The organism is Paenibacillus sp. USHLN196 (assembly GCF_037144955.1).
GTDB lineage: Bacteria > Bacillota > Bacilli > Paenibacillales > Paenibacillaceae > Paenibacillus > Paenibacillus xylanexedens_C.
Genome location: NZ_JBBCYH010000005.1, coordinates 379239 through 394981, shown reverse-complemented (window position 1 = coordinate 394981; position 15743 = coordinate 379239). Strand labels below are relative to the sequence as shown.

At 47.8% G+C, this 15743-nt stretch carries 15 protein-coding genes and 1 other annotated feature; of the genes, 14 read left to right on the top strand and 1 reads right to left on the bottom strand.

Translation table 11 applies throughout. The annotated features are described in order from the left end of the window. Positions 1–11 precede the first annotated feature (11 nt). The 11 genes from WFI24_RS15270 (at position 12) to leuS (ending at position 10604) form a co-directional block, all read left to right on the top strand. The gene (locus WFI24_RS15270; RefSeq protein ID WP_145323359.1) at positions 12–539 is read left to right on the top strand and encodes a YqeG family HAD IIIA-type phosphatase; all 528 of its coding nucleotides are present in this window, start codon (positions 12–14) and stop codon (positions 537–539) included. After that, on the top strand, positions 536–1663 hold the full coding sequence (gene yqeH / locus WFI24_RS15265) for a ribosome biogenesis GTPase YqeH (protein ID WP_145323357.1): 1128 nt from the start codon (positions 536–538) through the stop codon (positions 1661–1663). Before WFI24_RS15270 ends, yqeH begins: the two co-directional genes overlap by 4 nt. Positions 1664–1708: 45 nt before the next feature. Next, positions 1709–2578, top strand: coding sequence for a shikimate dehydrogenase (gene aroE / locus WFI24_RS15260; protein ID WP_336762037.1), 870 nt, complete (start codon positions 1709–1711; stop codon positions 2576–2578). A gap of 81 nt (positions 2579–2659) precedes the next feature. Beyond that, positions 2660–2953 (top strand): ribosome assembly RNA-binding protein YhbY, encoded by a 294-nt coding sequence (gene yhbY, locus WFI24_RS15255; RefSeq protein ID WP_017687186.1) that lies wholly within the window; start codon positions 2660–2662, stop codon positions 2951–2953. 15 nt (positions 2954–2968) lie between these two features. Beyond that, positions 2969–3559 (top strand): nicotinate-nucleotide adenylyltransferase, encoded by a 591-nt coding sequence (locus tag WFI24_RS15250; RefSeq protein ID WP_074095918.1) that lies wholly within the window; start codon positions 2969–2971, stop codon positions 3557–3559. Continuing rightward, on the top strand, positions 3543–4109 hold the full coding sequence (gene yqeK / locus WFI24_RS15245) for a bis(5'-nucleosyl)-tetraphosphatase (symmetrical) YqeK (protein ID WP_336762030.1): 567 nt from the start codon (positions 3543–3545) through the stop codon (positions 4107–4109). Before WFI24_RS15250 ends, yqeK begins: the two co-directional genes overlap by 17 nt. Before the next feature lie 76 nt (positions 4110–4185). Beyond that, positions 4186–4533: a ribosome silencing factor gene (gene rsfS / locus WFI24_RS15240; protein ID WP_336762028.1), complete on the top strand. Its 348-nt coding sequence runs from the start codon at positions 4186–4188 to the stop codon at positions 4531–4533. Next, on the top strand, positions 4530–5435 hold the full coding sequence (locus WFI24_RS15235) for a CvfB family protein (protein WP_145323349.1): 906 nt from the start codon (positions 4530–4532) through the stop codon (positions 5433–5435). The genes rsfS and WFI24_RS15235 overlap by 4 nt, the downstream gene beginning before the upstream one ends. A 321-nt stretch (positions 5436–5756) precedes the next feature. Continuing rightward, positions 5757–6527 carry a class I SAM-dependent DNA methyltransferase gene (locus tag WFI24_RS15230; protein WP_336762027.1) on the top strand — a complete coding sequence of 257 codons (771 nt, stop codon included), beginning with the start codon at positions 5757–5759 and terminating at the stop codon, positions 6525–6527. A 219-nt stretch (positions 6528–6746) separates the two neighbouring features. Next, on the top strand, positions 6747–7703 hold the full coding sequence (locus WFI24_RS15225) for a phosphotransferase family protein (RefSeq protein WP_336762025.1): 957 nt from the start codon (positions 6747–6749) through the stop codon (positions 7701–7703). 112 nt (positions 7704–7815) lie between these two features. Continuing rightward, positions 7816–8085: a binding site (T-box leader), on the top strand. A gap of 74 nt (positions 8086–8159) precedes the next feature. Next, entirely contained in the window at positions 8160–10604 is a 2445-nt protein-coding gene (gene leuS / locus WFI24_RS15220; protein ID WP_336762023.1) for a leucine--tRNA ligase, read from the top strand. Here leuS and comER read toward each other — a convergent pair. Then, the gene (gene comER / locus WFI24_RS15215) at positions 10585–11430 is read right to left on the bottom strand and encodes a late competence protein ComER (RefSeq protein WP_336762021.1); all 846 of its coding nucleotides are present in this window, start codon (positions 11428–11430) and stop codon (positions 10585–10587) included. The genes leuS and comER overlap by 20 nt on opposite strands. A 185-nt stretch (positions 11431–11615) precedes the next feature. On the opposite strand from comER, the gene WFI24_RS15210 reads away from it, so the two are divergent. The 3 genes from WFI24_RS15210 (at position 11616) to WFI24_RS15200 (ending at position 15713) form a co-directional block, all read left to right on the top strand. Next, positions 11616–12251, top strand: coding sequence for a ComEA family DNA-binding protein (locus WFI24_RS15210; protein ID WP_336762019.1), 636 nt, complete (start codon positions 11616–11618; stop codon positions 12249–12251). Between the two features lie 39 nt (positions 12252–12290). After that, positions 12291–12809, top strand: coding sequence for a deoxycytidylate deaminase (locus WFI24_RS15205; RefSeq protein ID WP_145323337.1), 519 nt, complete (start codon positions 12291–12293; stop codon positions 12807–12809). Positions 12810–12911: 102 nt separating this feature from the next. Then, positions 12912–15713, top strand: coding sequence for a ComEC/Rec2 family competence protein (locus tag WFI24_RS15200; protein WP_336762017.1), 2802 nt, complete (start codon positions 12912–12914; stop codon positions 15711–15713). Positions 15714–15743 lie beyond the last annotated feature (30 nt).

Below are 15743 nucleotides of genomic sequence, written 5' to 3'. Positions count from 1 at the left end.
AGGTGACTTCTTTGTTTAAAATGTTAATGCCCAAGCTGCGTGTAGACACGGTTTTTGACATTAATCTGGAAGAGCTGTACGCTCAAGGCTACCGTGGAATTATAACTGATCTGGATAACACACTCGTTGGAGCCAAAGCCCCTGACGCTACGCCCGAACTGATTGAATGGTTTGCACGTGTGAAAGAGGCAGGTTTCAAGCTGATGATTGTGTCCAATAACAATTTGAATCGTGTATCCCTGTTTGCGACCCCGCTGGATATCCAGTTTGTGCATAGTGCACGCAAACCATCGAATGTACCGTTTCGTAGAGCAATGAAAATGATGGAGTTAACTCCTGAAAAAACGATTGTAGTAGGCGATCAGATGCTTACGGACGTCTATGGAGGGAACCGAATGGGTCTATATACCGTTCTGGTACTGCCAATCTCCATTGGGGACGAAGGCTTCATGACCCGCTTCAATCGACGCGTGGAACGGATTGCTCTAACGAGTTTACGCAGGAAAGGCTTATGGCTTGAGGAGGAAAAGAAGAAATGACAGAACCGCATAACGGCAACCTTGCCGTAAGGTGCAGCGGATGCGGCGTGCATCTGCAAACAGAAAATCCGGAATTACCAGGGTTTATCCCCGAGAAGGCACTGGATCGTGAACCGGTTATATGCCAGCGCTGTTTCCGCATCAAAAACTACAATGAGTCATCATCCGTTACGGTGGATCAGGACGAATTCCTGGCGCTGCTTAGCAAAATCGGGGATAAGGATGCACTTGTCATCCATATCGTTGATTTGTTTGACTTTGATGGCAGTATTATCTCCGGTCTGCAACGTTTTGTAGGCAACAATCCGGTATTGCTTGCTGTGAACAAAACGGACTTGCTTCCAAAAGTAACCAACTGGAACAAGGTTCGCAATTGGGTACAAAAGCAAGCCAAAGAACAAGGTTTGCGTACAGTGGATGTAGTCTTGTGCAGTGCGAAGCAAAATCAGGGCTTCGACCGACTGCTTGAGCTAGTTGGAACCTATCGCGAAGATCGTGATGTGTACGTGGTTGGCGGAACCAATGTGGGCAAATCCACACTGATTAACCGTCTGATCCGGGATTACAGCGATCTGGAGCAGGAACTGACCACATCCCGTTATCCGGGCACAACGCTGGATATGGTGAACATTCCGCTGGATGATGGGAAATATATTATTGATACGCCTGGAATCGTGTATCCATGGCGTTTCAGCGAGATTGTTTCCCGTAAGGATCTCGCTGCCATCATGCCTGAAAAACCTCTTAAACCGGCTGTTTATCAGTTGAATTCTGGTCAGACGCTGTTCTTCGGTGGCATGGCTCGATTCGACTTTGTTGAAGGTGATCGCCAGTCGTTTACTTGTTTTATCAGCACTGCGCTTGATATTCACCGGACGAAGCTGGAGCGTGCAGATGACCTGTACCGTGACCACCTGGGAGAATTGTTATCTCCGCCAACCCGTGAGGATGCAGCAGAGATGGCTGAATGGACCAGACATGAATTCCGCATCAAACGCGGCAGTCAATCGGATGTATTTATCTCTGGTCTGGGCTGGATAAAGGTGAATGGCGATATCGGAGCACTTGTTGCTGTGCATGCTCCAAAGGGCATTCGTGTACAGATCCGTCCATCCTTAATCTAATGTAATCTCAGAACCTGTACATCAGAGCGGATTGGAGGCGGACCTATGTCTGAGGAGAAAAAATGCGACCCTTCACTTCCCGTGCTGCTTGGCGTTATGGGTGATCCTATTGCTCATTCCAAATCACCGGCAATGCACAATGCGGCCCTGCAGGCTGCAGGAGTGAATGGAATGTATATGCCACTGCATGTTCATATGGATCAATTGGAAGCGGCAGTTCGGGGAATTGTGGCATTGGGCTATCGTGGTGTCAATGTCACCATCCCGCACAAAGAGCAGGTGATGCAGTACCTGGATGTGATCGATGAAAGTGCTCGCCTGATTGGTGCGGTGAATACCATCGTCAATGAAAGTGGAACACTGACAGGGTACAATACGGATGGTATTGGCTATGTCCGATCCCTGAAGGAAGAGGCTGTGCCGGAGCTTGCGGGCAAACGTATTGCTGTCCTGGGAGCTGGTGGAGCGGCGAGAGGCGTTATATACGCACTTGCATTGGAGAAGCCTGAGCAGATCCACATTCTGAATCGTACAGCAGACAGGGCTATTGCACTTGCTTCGGATTTACGGGGGCATGGCTTGGGAGAGATCTCGGGCGGTGGCATGGAAGACGCTGCGACGGTCTTGGCTACGGCTGATATTGTGATTAACACAACGGCTGCCGGAATGCATCCTCATGTTGATGACGTGCCGGTTGATCCTGCACTAATTCGTGAAGGCGCAGCTGTGAGTGATCTGATCTATAATCCGCTGGAAACCCGCCTGCTTCGGGAGTCGCGGTTACGTGGATGCACAGTGCACGGTGGTCTGGGTATGTTTGTATATCAGGGTGCTGTAGCCTTTGAACATTGGCTCGGCATCCCGGCTCCTGTGGAGACGATGAGACGTGCAGTGTTAAAAAGTTTTGAAGTGTGAAAATATAAATGAACGGTCAGGTCCGGACAGTCTTTGAACTGTCAATTAGGGCCTGCTCAATATAAGGAGTATGGAGTATTCATGTTAAACGGTAAACAAAAGCGCTTTTTGCGGTCACAGGCACATCACCTGACCCCTGTATTTCAGATTGGTAAAGGTGGCACAAACGAGCACCTGTTCCGTCACATCGAAGATGCGATTGAGAAGCGCGAATTGATGAAAGTGCAAGTGTTGAACAATAATGACGAGGACAGAAAAGAGATGGCAGAAGAAGTTGCCCGTGAAACGGGAAGTGAGCTTGTACAACTCATCGGTAACACAATCATCCTGTACAAAGAATCGCGAGATAACAAACAAATCGAACTACCTAGATAAGGGAGCGTGACGCGGGTGAAGATCGGTATCATGGGTGGTACGTTTGATCCGATCCACATGGGACACCTCCTGGCAGCTGAAGCGGCAAGGGATTCGCATGCACTGGATGAGATCTGGTTCATGCCCTCCCATGTTCCACCTCACAAGCGCGGAGCCGGAGCTTCGGGACAGCAACGTCTCGACATGACGGAAGCGGCTGTGAAGGGTGTGCAGCAATATGAGGTACTCGGCATCGAGATGGAACTTGGCGGAGTGTCTTACACCATCGATACGATGAAGGAACTGTGGCGTCGTCATCCTGAACATGAATTTTATTTCATTATCGGGGCGGATATGGTGAACTATCTTCCCAAATGGGAGCAGATTGAAGAGCTTGCAGAACGCTTAACCTTTATCGGAGTTGGTCGGCCGGGCTTCCAGTTACATCTGGATGATTTACCAGACGAGTTACAGGATCGGGTCCTGCTGGCCGAGATGCCCTTGGTCGATATTTCATCGACAGCCGTGCGCAGACGTCTCGCCAAAGGACATTCGGTACGCTTCATGATTCCTGATGAAGTGCACCAATATATTGTAAGGAGCGGTTTATATGGGACTAAGCCGTGAGGAACTGATTCAAGCCGTATCCGGACAAATGCCGGAGAAACGCTGGAAGCATACACTGGGCGTGATGGAATCGGCAGTGATGTTGGCTGAAAAATACGGTGCTGATCCTGTGAAAGCAGATCTGGCAGCGATTTTGCATGATGTGGCGAAGTACTGGCCCGTAGCCGAGATGGAAGCGGTCATCCGTGATAACGGATTAAACCAGGAACTTCTGCAGCATGACAAGCAGCTCTGGCATTCCGAAGTCGGTGCTTTTGTAGCCGAGCGTGATTACGGTGTTGAAGATTCCGAAGTTATTCATGCCATACGGTGGCATACCTCGGGTCGAGTGGGCATGAGCCTGTTAGACAAAGTGGTATGTCTTGCCGATTACATTGAACCGGGACGAGATTTCCCGGGAGTGGATCACATTCGCGAACAGGCTGAACATAGTCTGGAGGAAGGGTTAATTGCTGGATTCGACTCGACGATTAGCTTGCTGATCTCGCAGCGCCGTGTCATTTATCCTTTGACCATGCTGTCGCGGAATGACTTAATTGCACAATTATAGAGGTTGTTCAAAAAGTCCACTTTTGATTACGAAGGATCTTTTTGAACACACAATTATAGATTATGGAGGTTGGTTCATGACAGTATCATCGAAAGAACTTATGAATATGGCGGTTGCTGCCGCTGACGACAAAAAGGCATCCAATATTGTTGCATTGGATCTGATTAATGTTTCCCTGGTGGCTGATTATTTTGTTATTTGTCACGGGAATTCCGATACACAGGTACAAGCCATTGCTACTGAAATTCGCAAACAAGCTCATGCAGTCGGAGCGACGATCAAAGGTATCGAAGGTATGGATTCCGCACGTTGGGTACTGATGGACATGGGCGATGTCGTTGTTCATATCTTCCACCGTGACGAGCGTGAATACTACAATATTGAACGTCTATGGTCTGATGCCAAAGTGGTGGAAACCGTATGAGTTTGATTGCTGGAACAGTCGTCTCTTTGCCGGTTTCACGTGAAGTGTCTCCGTTTGGCTTCTTTTTGACGACAGGATCGGAAGATGTACTGCTTCACTACACCGAGTTAACGCGGGATATTAAGATTGGCGAGACGCTTGAGGTTTTTGTATTCTTTGATACAGAAGACCGTCTGGCCGTAACGATGAAAAAGCCTTATCTCATGCTCGGCGAAATGGCACGACTGGTTGTGGCTGATGTTCACCCACGACTGGGCTGTTTCCTCGAAATGGGACTTGGACGGCAATTGCTGCTTCCCATCCGTGAACTGCCTGAACTGGAAGAACTGCGTCCTCAAGTAGGGGATGAAGTCTTTGTAATCATGGAACATGACAAGCAAGGACGTCTGCGTGCCAAATTGGCCGGGGAACGTGAGCTTTCACCATTGTCTTTCCATGCTCCAACTTCATGGTTAAACGAATGGGTTGAAGCGACGGTGTACAAGCCACTCCAGATGGGTACTTTTGTACTTGTAGAGGGCGGTGTACTGGGCTTTGGCGCGATTGGTATGATTCATTCATCCGAACGTAGTCATATGCTGCGTCTTGGTGAAAAAGTGAAATGTCGGGTGACACTGGTACGTGAAGACGGACGGGTGAATCTGGCCATGACTCAACTAAAACAAGTTGGACGTAACGAAGATGCAGACAAGCTGCTCGCTTTCATGAAAGAACGTCCTATGGGTGGCATGCCATACTCGGATGCAACTCCGCCGGATATCATCAAGCAACGCTTTGGCATCAGTAAGTCTGCTTTCAAGCGTGCCTTGGGCAAATTGATGAAAGACGGACTGATCGTGCAAAAGGAAAGCTGGACGTATTTGTCCGAATCTGCACCTGCGGATCAGGATGAAACCAAGTAATTGAAATGGATTAAGTATATGTCATATATTTAACTCGGAGAAGGCAGGGCTAGGCTGGGTAAACACCGGATACCCCTGCTTTTTCTTATGTTATATAAATTGAACTAAACATTTACACGTAACGGAGAGGACAGAAAGAACCTGAAGAAGCGTAGCGTTCGCCTTTATCCCCGGATTTAATCCTTTATAAAAGGAATCAAAAAAATCTGGGGATAACAGCGATCGGAAGGTTGTTCTGTCATTGGAGTGTCCAGTGTAAATATTCTTTGGTTCAATTTATATAGATCAATTCGAAAATGAAATTGAAAGTGCGGTGCCTGAATGTCTTACCGGAAATTTGCCTATGTCTATGATGAATTAATGGAAGATATGCCTTATCCGGACTGGATAAGGTTTGCAAGAACAGCCTGGGAACATCATGGAATGCCCAAAAGTGTCGCAGAACTTGGCTGTGGGACGGGCTCGATTACGATCCCGCTCGTGAACTCCGGTTTTGAAGTTACAGGCATTGACCTCTCAGCAGATATGCTGTCGGTTGCGCGCAGCAAGATGGAGGCCACGCCTCAAGGTCATCGCTTGTACCGCGAAGGCAGTGTACGTTGGGTGCAGCAGGATATGCGGGATTGGCGAATTCCGGAGCCTGTGGATTCAGTGATATCTTTCTGTGATTGCGTCAATTACCTGCTTGAACAAGAAGATGTCGTTCGTACATTCCAGCGCACATATGAGATGTTGAAACCTGGTGGAACGTTCCTGTTTGATGTTCATCATCCCAATACCCTTATTCGTTATGATGAGGAGCAACCTTTTGTACTGGATGAACGCTCCGTATCGTATATATGGACTTGTGGATTGGATCAAGATCGTTGTGAGATTGAGCATCATCTGAGTATCTTTTCGCGTGTGGATGATGGTAGTAAGGATATGTACCAGCGTTTTGAAGAAGTTCATGTCCAGCGCGCGTATAATCCGGACTGGATGAAGCTGGAGTTATCCAAGGCAGGTTTCAGAGACGTGAAGGTGTATGCCGATTTTGAATGGGAAGAAGCCGGAGACAGCGCACAGCGCTTGTTCTACGTTGCTGTGAAGTAAGAGCGAATGAGAAGAGCTGTCCTTATGGTGCATAAGGGCAGTTTTTTTGTTTGATTTTCCATGGAGAATGAATAACAAGCTTCTGTGAATCGGGCAAGGAAATGCAAGAAAAGACATAACGAGGTGACAAAAAGTATTGCTAGTTATAGGAAAGGAAGCCATAATGATTGGATAGAAAGCGTTTTCTAACTGAATTATTATTCAAAGTGAGGTGCAGTAATGGAAAGTACATATAAAACAAGACTCACGTCAGAACAGCTGAATACCATAATTAAACAACATTTCTCTGCAAATATACAGGACTATAAGGAGATGGTGGATGGCTGGGCCAATCATGCATATCTCATTACCCTAAGTGATGCACAGCGGGTGGTACTCAAAATTGCTCCGTCGGCTTCGACAAATCTGATGCGCTGTGAGCAGGATCTCATGATTGCCGAGGTTGAGGCACTACGCCTCATTACGAAACTACAGGATGTTCCCGTACCGCAAGTGCTGGCTTATGATGATTCGTTAACCATTGCTCCAGCGCGTTATTTTATCATGGATTATATTTCTGGAACACCCTACAATCAGGTCAAGGATCAATACGCGGCGGAAGAGCAGGAAGCTATTGAGCAGCAACTAGGTCAGTATAACCGTCGGATTAATGAGATCAAAGGAGAGAAGTTCGGATATTTTTCGAAGCAAAAACAACGTTATTCTACATGGAAAGAAGCATTTATCCATCTGATGGATGACATTCTTAACGATGGGGAAGAAGCCGGGATTACATTTTCGATTGAATACCCTGAGTTGAGACGCTTGATTGAAGAAAAATCGGATGTGTTGGACGATGTCAAAGAACCTGTACTTGTCAGTTGGGATCTGTGGGATGGCAATGTTCTGGTAGACGCAGGTTGCATCACAGCAATTATTGATTTTGAACGTTCTCTGTGGGCAGACCCTTTGATGGAGCATTACTTTAGTCATTTTAACTATACTCCCGGATTCGTGAAGGGATACGGGCAAGCGATTACGACTGAAAGTGAGCTGAGAAGAAGAAGTCTATACGACTTGTATTTTGATCTGGTATTACGCATTGAATGCGCTTATCGCCAATATGATAATCAGGAACATGTGAATTGGGCCATTCATAATCTGGAGGAAGGCATCGAGCGTTTTCGTTTATCCTGAACAGTAACGAGTGTTATTGAAAGATACGAACCGTGTTGCTTAAAAGGGTGATTATCACGTGTAATATTGACTTTGGGCTTGCTTTTTTATATAATGTTCCCGATATTGTATACATATTTCGATGATAAGGATCAGTAGTAATTCCTGTACATAACAGAGAGCCGGCGGTTGGTGCAAGCCGGTTGACAGTAATTTGCGAACTCGCCTTGGAGAAATGCGGTGATTACACCATTCTGTTTAACCTGCTTGTATAAAGCTTGGGTTCAGGAATGGAAATCCGCATCGGTTAACCGCCGTTACAGGTCCAAAGGGAGTGGATGACGAAGCACGTTCGTCCGCTAACTAGGGTGGTACCACGGGAATTCAACCTCTCGTCCCTAGCGCTGCAAACGCTACGGGATGCTGAGGTTTTTTTGTTGCAATTAAAATGCGATTAACCTGAAGGAGGAACAATAGATGAGTGAGAATAACCAGCCGAAACACGGCTATCAGCCACAAGTCATGGAAAAAAGTTGGCAGCAATACTGGGATGCGAATAAAACGTTTAAAACGGGTGAGGATCCTGCTAAACCGAAGTTTTATGCACTGGATATGTTCCCATATCCATCCGGTTCAGGTCTGCACGTAGGCCACCCGGAAGGATATACGGCAACGGATATCGTTTCCCGTTACAAACGTATGCGCGGTTACAACGTATTGCACCCAATGGGTTGGGACGCTTTCGGTCTGCCTGCTGAGCAGCATGCACTGGATACAGGTGAACATCCACGAGATATTACATTCCGTAATATTGACAATTTCCGTCGCCAGATCAAATCGCTCGGTTTCTCTTATGACTGGGATCGTGAGATCAGCACAACGGACCCTGAATACTATAAATGGACGCAATGGATCTTTATCCAACTGTATAATAAAGGCCTCGCTTATGTGGATGAAGTAGCCGTTAACTGGTGTGAAGCACTTGGAACAGTACTGGCTAATGAAGAGGTTATTGATGGCAAGAGTGAACGTGGTGGACATCCGGTTGTACGCAAACCGATGCGTCAATGGGTTCTGAGAATTACCGAGTATGCAGAGCGTCTGTTGGAAGACCTGGAAGAGCTGGATTGGTCTGAAAGCATCAAGGATATGCAGCGCAACTGGATCGGTAAATCGACAGGTGCAGAAGTTGTATTTGCCATAGAGGGTCGCGAGGAAGTCATCAAGGTGTTCACTACCCGTGCGGACACATTGTTCGGTGCGAGCTTTGCGGTACTTGCTCCGGAACATGAATTGGTAGGAGCAATTACAACTGATGACCAACGTGAAGCGATTCAGGCTTATCAGGAGCAGGCTTCTCGTAAGAGTGATCTGGAACGTACGGATTTGGCTAAAGACAAAACAGGTGTATTCACTGGCGCTTATGCAATCAATCCCGTTAATGGTGCAAAACTGCCAATCTGGATTGCCGATTATGTCCTTGCTGGTTACGGTACAGGTGCAGTTATGGCTGTTCCGGGTCATGATGCACGTGACTGGGAATTTGCGAAGCAGTTCGGTCTGGATATCATCGAGGTTATTCAAGGTGGAGACGTTACACAAGAGGCGTATTCAGGTGATGGCGCGCATGTGAATTCCGATTTCTTGAACGGACTGAACAATGAAGAAGCGGTTGCCAAAATGATTGCTTGGTTGGAAGAGAACGGCAAAGGACAAGGGAAAGTAACCTATCGTCTGCGCGATTGGCTGTTCAGCCGTCAGCGTTACTGGGGTGAGCCAATCCCAATTCTGCATCTGGAAGACGGAACGATGAAGACCGTACCGGAGGATCAACTTCCACTGCTGCTGCCTGATATCGACCAGATCAAACCTTCGGGTACTGGAGAATCACCACTGGCGAATGTTACGGAGTGGGTGAATACGGTAGATCCTGAAACGGGAATGAAGGCACGTCGTGAGACCAACACCATGCCACAATGGGCGGGTAGCTGCTGGTATTACCTGCGCTTTATCGATCCGCACAATGACAAGGAACTGATCTCCAAGGAGAAACAGCAGCAGTGGCTGCCAGTTGATCTGTACATTGGCGGAGCAGAGCACGCGGTGCTTCACTTGCTGTATGCTCGTTTCTGGCACAAAGTGCTGTATGATCTGGGTGTTGTGGAGACCAAAGAACCTTTCCACAAACTGGTGAACCAAGGTATGATCCTGGGTACCAATAATGAGAAAATGAGTAAATCCCGTGGTAATGTCATTAACCCGGATGAAATCGTGAATGAATTCGGTGCAGATACATTGCGTCTGTACGAGATGTTCATGGGACCATTGGAAGCGACAAAACCGTGGAATGCAAACGGGGTTGAAGGCATGCACCGCTTCCTGTCACGTGTATGGCGTCTCTTCATTAACGAAGACACAGGAGCCATCAATGACAAGATTACGGCGGACGGTGGAACGGATGAGTTCAAACGGACTGCTCACAAAACGATCAAAAAAGTTACGGAAGATCTGGAACATCTGCGTTTCAACACATCCATCAGTCAGCTGATGATCTTCATCAATGATGCTTACAAAGCCGATACACTGCCTCGTGAAGCGATGGAGAACTTTGTGCAGCTGTTGTCACCACTGGCACCGCATATGGCAGAGGAACTGTGGAGCCGTTTGGGTCATGAAGGTGGAATCTCTTACGTGGCTTGGCCTGAATATGATGAGTCCATGACAGTGGATGCGGAAGTAGAAATCGTTGTTCAGGTAAACGGTAAAATCGTAACACGTGCTACGATCGCGAAGGATCTGGATTCACAGGGGATGCAGGACTTTACGATGGAGCTGGCACCTGTTAAGCAGGCGCTGGAAGGCAAGACCATTCGCAAGGTCATTGCCGTTCCAGGCAAACTCGTTAATATTGTTGCCGGTTAATCTCACCGGCTCGGAATAGTTCATCCAGCTTTAACAAATCTTCATCATACTTGTCATGTGTTGTGTGGATCAGGCTGTCGAAAACGCCGTCGAGACTAACCTTCAGCAGTGCCAGTGCCTGAGCAGTTATACCGCCAGGTACAGCGACACGAGCCTGAAGTTCTTGCGGCGTGTAACCTCCTTCGGTGAGCAGCTTGCCTGTTCCCAGGAGCATTTCGCCAGCCAGAGCACAGGCATCTGCCCTTTTGATGTCTGTCAGCTTCACTGCACTTTCGATCCACTGTTCCAAGAAGAACGATATGAATGCTGGTCCGCAGCTGGAGAAGTCGGATGTAATTCGTGTACAGGCTTCATCCACTTGGTAGGGCCTGCCTATATGACTGAGCAGACTTTCTAATACAGCGCGGTCTTCACTGGTCATTCGTTCACCGTGTATGCATAGGGATGCTCCGCTGCCGACCTGGTGTGTGACGCTGGGAATAACCTTGGAGACTTTGCAAGGAAGTGAAGATTCCAGATGGCGCAGCTGCACGGGACTGGTGATCGAGACAATTATATGATTGGGATTCACGACAGGCAGGATGTCTTCAATGACATGTTTGAATTCAAGCGGCTTCACACACAGGAAGATGATATTGCTTCGGATTACCGTTTCCCGATTACTCTGGGATTCATGCAGACCAGGGTAACGGAGGGCTAACTGACGTACTTTGGACGGGGTTCGATTGCTGGCGGCGATCTGCCGGGGCTCGAGTGCACCCGATTGGATCAGGGCATAGATCAACAGGCTGCCCATGCTGCCGATTCCGATAAATCCAACCTTCATTGTTTCAGGCCTCCTTTCATGCTTTACGGTACTGGCGCAGTTCATTCCCTCTATTCTATGCGTGAGGACCTGTTTCACATGACATGAAAAATGCACAGCTTGTTTCAACAGGAAAATTCAACGGTTCGGAAGCACCGCCCGTATTCGAAATGAATGATTTTGAATTCAGGGAGAGGTGTGGAAGAATGAGATGGAATAAAGGAATGACCATTGCTGCAGCGGTGGTTGGAAGTATACTCATATTATGGTCGGGCAAAAGTGAACAACCACCTAGTGGCTGGGAACCCTTGCAGCTCGGCACCGAGAAGCCGACGATAGAGCAGGAACTCCCTGCTGTACAGTCGGCTACTTCGGTTCAGGGTAATACAGGAGCATCTTCGGGAACGGATTCAAGTGGGATGCAGACTGGGAAGGATGCAAAGGCAGGAGAATCTACAGAGCTTTCGAGCGTAGGAGTTGAAGGTGATTCAGTAGTTCAAACTACAAATCAGACAAATGATAATGCAACGGATGCCTCTAGTTTGACTAAACCGATTGTACCAAGTACGAATTCGAATCCTTCAGTTACCTCCGAGACAGCTTCAAACAGTAATCCATCTGTCGTTCGTGAGGAACCTAGCGACAATGGCAAGATTGATGTGAATACTGCACCTGTCTCCAAGCTTACGGAGCTTCCCGGAATCGGGGAGAAGAAAGCTCAGGCCATTGTGGACTATCGGAATACACATGGTCCTTTTACGAAAGTGAGTGATTTGACGAAGGTCAAAGGAATCGGCATGAAGATGCTGGAGAAGATGGCACCGCATGTGCAGATCCGGTAATATTAGAATAAAAATTGTATTGAGCGGGAGGAAAGCAGCATGAGTACAGAGGTACGCAAGGACTGGGATACGTATTTTATGGACATCGCGTATATGGTTTCCACCCGTTCCCGCTGTTCGCGTCGTCATGTGGGTGCCGTTCTTGTTCAGGGAAAGAAACTGCTGGGAACAGCCTATAATGGTGCACCCACCGGCGTCCCGGATTGTTCTGAAGCAGGTTGCATGATATCGGAAGAGTATGAGTTGGTCGTGACCGATGGGCAAGAAGAAATGGTGAAAAAGCAACGATGCATTCGCACAATTCATGCGGAGCAAAATTTGCTTTTATTCACAGATCGAATCGACCGCGAAGGCTCGTCCGTGTACGTGACCGACGAACCGTGCTGGACATGTGCCAATATGCTGGCGAATAGCGGGATTACAGAAATCGTGTTTCATCGTTCTTATCCTAAAGATACCGGCAAGGTTACGAATATGATGCAACAGAAGGGCATAACGTTCCGCAGATTGGAGAATTACCAGCCGCCGCGGGAAACGATGATGACCGTGAGCAACTAATATGAATATAGTCTAATGCGCGAGGGAGAACCTCCGGCAAGCCTGAATTGGCTTTCCGGGGGTTTTTCTGCATTTAATGGGTGAAATGAAGGAGGGGAAGAAATGAAAGGCAGACCGTTACTGAGTTTTACGATTTGCTGGTTGTGCGGGAGCGGGATGGCATGCGCGTTAACAGGCTGGACGTTAATCTGGGGGTTCATTGGAGCGCTGGCATGTCTGCCACTTCTACTTCGCTTTATGGATGTGCGTGGATGGTCTATTTTATTTTTACTCGCTGCCTTTATTGGAGGTGCTGCACATTGGGAGTGGAATGACGCACGCAATCATAGCAGTCTGCCGGAGACCATGCAGATCGCTGCTGATGCGCTGGACGGTTGGTCAGCCGAAATTCAGGGTGAGCTGGTGTCAGATGTACGCATTGATGGAGATCGGGCTGACTTTAAGATTCAGATGTCTTCAATATTACCAATATCGAATTCATCAGCAGATACAGATCTGGCAACATCATCTGCGTTCAACATAGATGAACAATTGATGGTGCAAGTCAGATTGGCGGAGGAGGAAGAACAGCAGGTAGCGGCAGGTTGGAAGAGGGGCGATTCAATCACGCTTCATGGTTCTTTTGCCCTTCCTGGTGAAGCCAGGAACTTTGGCGGGTTTGATTATCGCAGCTATTTGCGAACCCTGCATATCCACTGGTTGTTCAAAGTGAAGGGAGCCAGTTCAGTAACAGCAGCTCCCCCTGAAGGGGTTGGACAAATTAACGTACTACGGTGGACGGATTGGATGCGGCATGCATTGGGTTCTTCGGTCGAGCGATTATTCCCCGAGCCTCATGCAGGATATATGAAGGGGCTTATTATCGGGATGGCTACTGATATCGATCCTGGTACCTATGGTCAGTTTTCACAACTGGGTCTAACGCATATCCTGGCAATATCCGGGACCCATGTCGCTGTATATGTAGCTTCTCTTCTCCTTATTTTATCCTGGCTAAGGCTTACCAGAGAGACGGCACTCACGGTTGTTCTTATACTGGTACCAGCTTATGTGCTGCTATCCGGTGGTTCACCTTCAGTGATTCGGGCAGGCATAATGTCCATGATTGGGCTGTATATGGCTCGTCGTGGTCTTGCCAGAGATGGTCTTCAGATGATTAGTGCAGCAGCATTGCTGATGATGTGGTGGAACCCGTACTTTTTGCTGAGCGTTAGCTTTCAGTTATCTTTTCTCGTAACCGCAGGTTTGATGATCTACATGCCATTGATTAACCGATTGTTCAGCAGTTGGCCGAAATCTCTTGCAGCGACAGCATCCGTTACCGTGACCGCTCAGCTGATTTCGTTCCCAGTAACCATTCTGTATTTCAATCAGTTCTCATTACTCTCATTTGTGGCCAACTTTCTGCTTGTTTCTTTAATTAGTGCGATTGTATTACCTCTGGGGACGGTCGCCATGCTGTTGTCATTCATATGGGTTCCCTTGGCGAAACCCCTCGCATGGGTTGCAATTCAACTGAATCAACTGACGTTTACAAGCGTAGAGTGGATGAACAGCATGCCAGGTTTTGTATTGATCTGGGCTACGCCTTCCCTGTTGTGGATTGCTGCATATTACGCCGTGTTGTATGCTCTGCTGTATCTACTTCATCAGGGCAACGGTACACAGCAAGAAACAGTGGTTACTGAGGAGGATACGGCTCCTCTTGTCATGCGACAGTCTTCTGTTGGAAAAGAAACTTCATTAACGACTTTAGGAGCCAGTATCGCATGGCCGGAGTATACAAGTGCATTTACTGCACGAGGTGCAGGTTATTATACGCATCAACGAATGAGTAAAGTTCAGCGATGGTTGTGCGGATTGCTCGCAATCAGCTTTGTTGCTGGATTGTGGTGGGCATACCAGATTCCGAGGCCTGCTGGAACCGGCATTGTGCAATTCTTGGACATTGGTCAGGGAGACAGCACGTTGATTACCACGCCAGATGGCAAACACATTTTGGTGGATGGCGGAGGCACGGTGAACTTTGGGAACACCGAACAATCATGGAAAACAAGGCGGGATCCGTATGAAGTGGGAGCCAAGGTCGTTGTTCCTCTATTGAAAAAGAGAGGCATCCATCAACTGGATGCTGTAATTGTAACGCATGCCGATCAGGATCATGCTGGAGGACTACAGGCTGTGTTGGAACAGATTCCGGTTAAACGATTCATGTTTAATGGCACAACCAGTGGTAAGGATAACTTTGATAAATTACTGAACACAGCCATGGAACGGAAGATTCCACTTTACGCCATCCAGCAGGGCATGTCTTATAAGGCTGACAAGGAGACGAGTTTACATTTTATAGCTCCAGATCTGGAACACATGGAAATAGAAACTTCAGGCAGTTTGCCTGTGTCTGAACACCAGAATCATGATTCCGTTGTCTTTTTGCTGGACATGGCTGGGACATCCATGTTGTTCACGGGAGACATGGATGCAGCGGCCGAACAGAACCTGCTCTATATGATTCAAGATGGCTCACTCGCTGAAGCGTTTGAACAGAGAGGTGCAGATCTTGGAGTTGCAGAGGGCGTTGTACAAAGGGTACTTACACGCCCGTTGCGGGTTAATTCAAATAATGCTTCAACAAAATCTGTCTCAATTGACGTGTTAAAGGTCGCTCATCATGGTAGTAAAACGTCGTCCACCGAAGCCTGGCTCCAATACTGGAAAGCCAAAACCGCGGTCATATCTGCGGGTGTTAACAACACATATGGGCATCCCAACCCAGGAGTGATGGAACGTCTGGAAGCTACCGGGTCAGAGATCTATCGAACAGATCAGATGGGTGAGGTTCAGATGAGAGTGAAAGATGGGGAAATTGATATTCGTTACAAGTTAGTTGACAAGGAGGGATGAGTTTTGGCTGGCCTAAATCGTTTTTTTTGA

Coding starts and splice junctions, on each gene's coding strand:
- yqeH (WP_145323357.1), top strand. CDS start 536: ATGACAGAACCGCATAACGGCAACCTTGCCGTAAGGTGCAGCGGATGC.
- aroE (WP_336762037.1), top strand. CDS start 1,709: ATGTCTGAGGAGAAAAAATGCGACCCTTCACTTCCCGTGCTGCTTGGC.
- yhbY (WP_017687186.1), top strand. CDS start 2,660: ATGTTAAACGGTAAACAAAAGCGCTTTTTGCGGTCACAGGCACATCAC.
- yqeK (WP_336762030.1), top strand. CDS start 3,543: ATGGGACTAAGCCGTGAGGAACTGATTCAAGCCGTATCCGGACAAATG.
- rsfS (WP_336762028.1), top strand. CDS start 4,186: ATGACAGTATCATCGAAAGAACTTATGAATATGGCGGTTGCTGCCGCT.
- WFI24_RS15235 (WP_145323349.1), top strand. CDS start 4,530: ATGAGTTTGATTGCTGGAACAGTCGTCTCTTTGCCGGTTTCACGTGAA.
- WFI24_RS15230 (WP_336762027.1), top strand. CDS start 5,757: ATGTCTTACCGGAAATTTGCCTATGTCTATGATGAATTAATGGAAGAT.
- WFI24_RS15225 (WP_336762025.1), top strand. CDS start 6,747: ATGGAAAGTACATATAAAACAAGACTCACGTCAGAACAGCTGAATACC.
- leuS (WP_336762023.1), top strand. CDS start 8,160: ATGAGTGAGAATAACCAGCCGAAACACGGCTATCAGCCACAAGTCATG.
- comER (WP_336762021.1), bottom strand. CDS start 11,430: ATGAAGGTTGGATTTATCGGAATCGGCAGCATGGGCAGCCTGTTGATC.
- WFI24_RS15210 (WP_336762019.1), top strand. CDS start 11,616: ATGAGATGGAATAAAGGAATGACCATTGCTGCAGCGGTGGTTGGAAGT.
- WFI24_RS15205 (WP_145323337.1), top strand. CDS start 12,291: ATGAGTACAGAGGTACGCAAGGACTGGGATACGTATTTTATGGACATC.
- WFI24_RS15200 (WP_336762017.1), top strand. CDS start 12,912: ATGAAAGGCAGACCGTTACTGAGTTTTACGATTTGCTGGTTGTGCGGG.